A 4,293-nucleotide genomic window follows, 5' to 3' on the forward strand; every position below is an offset into this window, starting at 1 on the left:
CGGCCAAGACGAACTTCGAGGCCGTGTCGAGCGACTGATAGGCCGATCCTTCGCCCCTAAGCTTGACGAAGGCGGCACCGTTCAAAATGTCGTAGCTCGGCTCGGCATAGGCCAGCGCCCTGAATCCGGTCGTCGGGTTTAGCCGGTTGTCGCGGTTGTCGTAGACATAGCGCAGCGGAATGCTGGCGATCAGAAAAGTGTGCTTGCCGAAGGAATCGGTGATCTTCGAATAGTCGAGCGCGACTTCCGCCGAAACCGTCTGCTGCCGGTCGAGGTCATACGACAGGCCGGTGTTGCCCTTGACCGAGAAACGGTCGTAGGCGTCGGGATGCTCCAGCACGGTGTTGGCGCCGGCGAAGAATTTCGACGCCGGCCCGACCACGCCCGGCTTTTCGAACATGACGCCGGCACTGTAATTGAGCTGGCTCAAGTCGTTGCTGCCGATGCCGCTGATCTTGCCATCGATGCGCAGCTTTTCGGCGGGGTCAAACAGATTGCGATGCTCCCAATTGCCTTTGAGGTCCAGGCCATCGGTGCTCGACAAGCTGCCGCCGAGATCCAAATGGCGCGGCTTGCGTTCGCTGACCTCGACACCGATCGGGATATTGCCCTCGGAGTCGAGCGCGTCGGCTTCCTTCACCGTCACGCTGTTGAAGACCTCGAGCCCGAGCAGCCGGTCGCGTGCATCGTCGATCTCATCGGGCGAATACTGGCGGCCGCGCTTCAGGCCGGTCATATGCTCGGTGAAGTCGCGGTCGACCTTTTCTGTGCCCTCGACAGTGGTGTCGCCATAGCCGGCGACCGGCCCGGCCGCGACGGTGAGCGTCACGTCGAGCGTCGAACCGGCGTGCTCGGCGACGATCTCGCGACCCGTCACCTTGGCCAGCGGCCTGCCTTCTTGCTTGAGTGCCCGCACGATCGCCGCCTCGGCTTTGAGCACGGCGCCCGAACTGGCGTCACCGCCGGCGATCAGGCCGAAGTCGGCACTTGCCAGCCCCGCCGCATCGCCCTCCAGCCTGATGTCGCCAAGCGTGAACTTCGGCCCGGCCGCAATGTTGATCACCACCGGAATCGGCTGCGGGCCAGAAAACTCGGCATCGGGCGGCAGATCGTCGAGCGGCTTGCCCTGAATAGTGATGGTGACGACGCCCTCGTAGAGCGCGTCCGCGTAAAACGCGGCGACAAGTTGCTCACGGTCGCTGCGCGCCTTGGCCAAAAGACCCAGCGAACCTGATACCGGGTGTTCCTCGTCGGCTTTCAGCGCCGAGGCGTTTTCGAGCTTCTCGGCGAGATCCTCGTCAGCGTCGGGCGCGTCTATCGTCACCGTGTAGCGCAGCGGGTCGACGATGTCGGCGTCCTCGTCGCTGGAAAGCTCCCACAGCTTGAGGCCGAACAGCTCGAACGCGGCTGCGGACCTTGATTGCGCGGCCAGCGCGGTCGAGCAGACCACGGCCAACAGCACGATTTGCAATAGCACGCCGCCTGATGCGCAGCCCACTGCCGTCTGCCTTCCATGCACCGGCATTAGGACAACCTAGGGCAATAGTGCTGCCAAGGCGGCAGGCTGATGCTGCGGCTGGGCAAGTCCCTTGGCAAGAGCATCTCGCCGCTGTAGCTCGGGCGCGGCCATTTGAGCGACAGACTGGACGAGATCATCGTGATGGTCGCGCCGCCGCTATCGACGATCATCAAGCATCTGGCAGTTTGTAGAAGGTCGCCAGCTTGAGCTGGTTGATCCCTCCCTCGATCGAACAAATCCTTGTTCGTATATCGGCAACGAGGTGAGCTGCCCTGTCGAAGGAGGACGGATCAAAAGCCGCCAGTTCCAGCCGGCCCCGAACAATTGAACATTCTGCCGGTTATGCAGTGTGGCGGCGAATTTCAAACCGCTAAAAACAACTTGCATTATGCACAACCTGATGTGTAGGATCGTATTCATCATCAGATGCTTAAGAGCAAAAGACGTGCCACTTGAACGATCGATTTTGATCTCAGCATTTCGGGCATACCTCGATGCGGATTGCGGGAGCGGGCACGGCTGCGATCCTGGCTGCGGGGTTGTGCCTTGCGTCGATTGGGAGGGGCGGTGCATAGGCGTTCTTTCGGCGGGCACTGGTTGCCTTCCGAACAAATTGGCGGATTGCCGACATTCGGCATGTCTGCTTCGAGCGAAGAAATAGATGCCAAATGCGAAGCGGCGGCATTGCCCAGGGGCGGAACCTTTCCCTGCGCGAAAGAGGCTCTGACGTCCGTTTTCCTAGTCTGTTGACGATTTCCCCCGAGAAGACCTATCCATCGCATCTCCGCTTGATCCGGCATGCGCGGCAAGCTTGGAACGAAACCAGATAGAGACCGTCGCTGCTTAGGCCCTCCGGGCTGCTGCGGATATTGGGCTGCGGACGTCGCGACGAACAGCGGCGCAAAGTGGCCTGGACTTTGCGCCGTGCTTTACTGCAGCACGGACAAAGTCAGTTACAGGACTTCCAGTTCACAATGTGCGTGTGAATGCTTCGCCTTCGCCGTTCCGCCTTCCGTGTTGTCCGTAAACTTCGAAGAGAGGCGTAATTATGAAATCAGCGATTGAGGCCGAACTCGACCAAGAACCTTATCCTGAGTTCCTCTAGAGCCGCTATTGAGACAGCGCTCCTCTGTATCCGGGAACGTGGCTGTCGCTCAGAGACATGTTGAAGCGACGTCCGACTGTAACGGCCCAAGCATCGAGCAAGGGACACCCGCAAGCCATCGACCAGAGGAGTTCAGGAATTCTCCCTTTCAACTTGAGTGGAGTGGTCTACCAGCCGTCTGGCCGAGGCCCTATAAGGAAGCCGCAGGTGCGGAGTACACACCGACGCCCTGCCGACATACACATCCGCCGCGTTTGAGAGGAATCCGGTATTGCCCCTGTGCCTGCCGATGATCCGGCACCTGAAATCCCCGGACCTGTTTGGCGCCATCGATCGCCTGCCGGCACTCGGCACGCCGGTTAGCAAGCTGACATTCGACGTCCTCAACCCGTCGAGCGGCGAAGTGCTGGCATCACTTCCCGACATGGGGGTGGCGGAGACACGCGCTGCGATCGACAGGGCCTATGTAGCGCAGCCTGGATGGGCGGCGCTGACCGCCCGAGAACGCAGCGACGTTCTGTGGCGATGGCATCAGCTGATCATGGACCACGCTGGGGATCTTGCCGCCATACTCACTGCAGAGATGGGCAAGCCGTTTGCCGAAGCCAAGTCGGAGGTTTCGCATGCGGCCGCATATCTGCAATGGTACGCCGAAGAAGCCAATCGCATCTATGGCGAGACGATCCCCGCACCGTCGACAGACCGTCGCATGATGGTGATCAAGCAGCCGATCGGCGTCGTCGGCACAATTACGCCATGGAATTTCCCAGCGTCGATGGTGGCGCGCAAGATCTCGCCGGCCCTGGCGGCGGGCTGCGCGATCGTGCTCAAACCTGCTGAACAGACGCCGCTAGTGGCAGGTGCAATGTTTGCCCTCGCGCACCAAGCTGGCTTTCCAGACGGCGTCGTCAACCTGATCTATGCGTCCGAAGGTGACGGCGTTGGACGCGAACTCTGCTCCAATCCCAAGGTGCGAAAGATCAGTTTTACAGGCTCGACTGAGGTTGGCCGGCTGCTCATGCGCCAGTGCTCGGACCAGATCAAAAAGGTCAGCCTCGAGCTCGGAGGCAATGCCCCTTTCATCGTCTTTGATGACGCCGATATCGACGCTGCGGTCGACGGCGCGATCCAGGCGAAGTTCCGCAACGCCGGCCAGACTTGCGTTTCAGCGAACCGTCTTTACGTCCAATCGAGCGTTCACGATGAGTTCGTCGAGAAGTTCGTGGAGAAAGTCCGGCACTTGTCGGTTGGCGACGGCTTCGCTGCCGGAGTGGACGTCGGACCGCTCATCGACATGCATGCTTTGGCCAAGATCGAGTCCCACATCGCAGATGCCGTTGCCAAAGGTGGGACAATTCGATGCGGAGCCGAACGTATCGGCAAGGATGGCACCTTCTTCGAACCCACAGTCCTCACTGAAATTTCCAGCATCATGGCGGTTGCGCAAGAGGAGACTTTCGGGCCGCTGGCGCCGATCATTCGCTTCGACGATGCGGATCAGGTTGTGCGTGAGGCCAACGACACGATCTACGGCCTCGCCGCTTATTTCTATGCCTCGAACCTGAAGCGTGTCTGGCGCGTGGCCGAGGCATTGGAATATGGCATGGTTGGCATCAACACGGGGCGTATGTCTTCGGAAGCGGCGCCCTTTGGCGGCATGAAGCAGTCC

General features: G+C 60.4%; 2 protein-coding genes. One reads left to right on the top strand and one right to left on the bottom strand.

The window, feature by feature from the left end:
- Window positions 1-1,525: autotransporter assembly complex family protein (locus tag EOA85_RS29000; protein WP_164759948.1), on the bottom strand; the 1,525-nt coding region annotated here is incomplete at its 3' end.
- Between the two features lie 1,370 nt (window positions 1,526-2,895).
- Between EOA85_RS29000 and EOA85_RS29005 the strand changes: the two genes are divergently transcribed.
- Window positions 2,896-4,293: NAD-dependent succinate-semialdehyde dehydrogenase (locus tag EOA85_RS29005; RefSeq protein ID WP_164759949.1), on the top strand; the 1,398-nt coding region annotated here is incomplete at its 3' end.

It is taken from the genome of Mesorhizobium sp. M5C.F.Ca.IN.020.29.1.1, assembly GCF_003997375.1.
Taxonomy (GTDB): Bacteria; Pseudomonadota; Alphaproteobacteria; order Rhizobiales; family Rhizobiaceae; genus Mesorhizobium; species Mesorhizobium wenxiniae.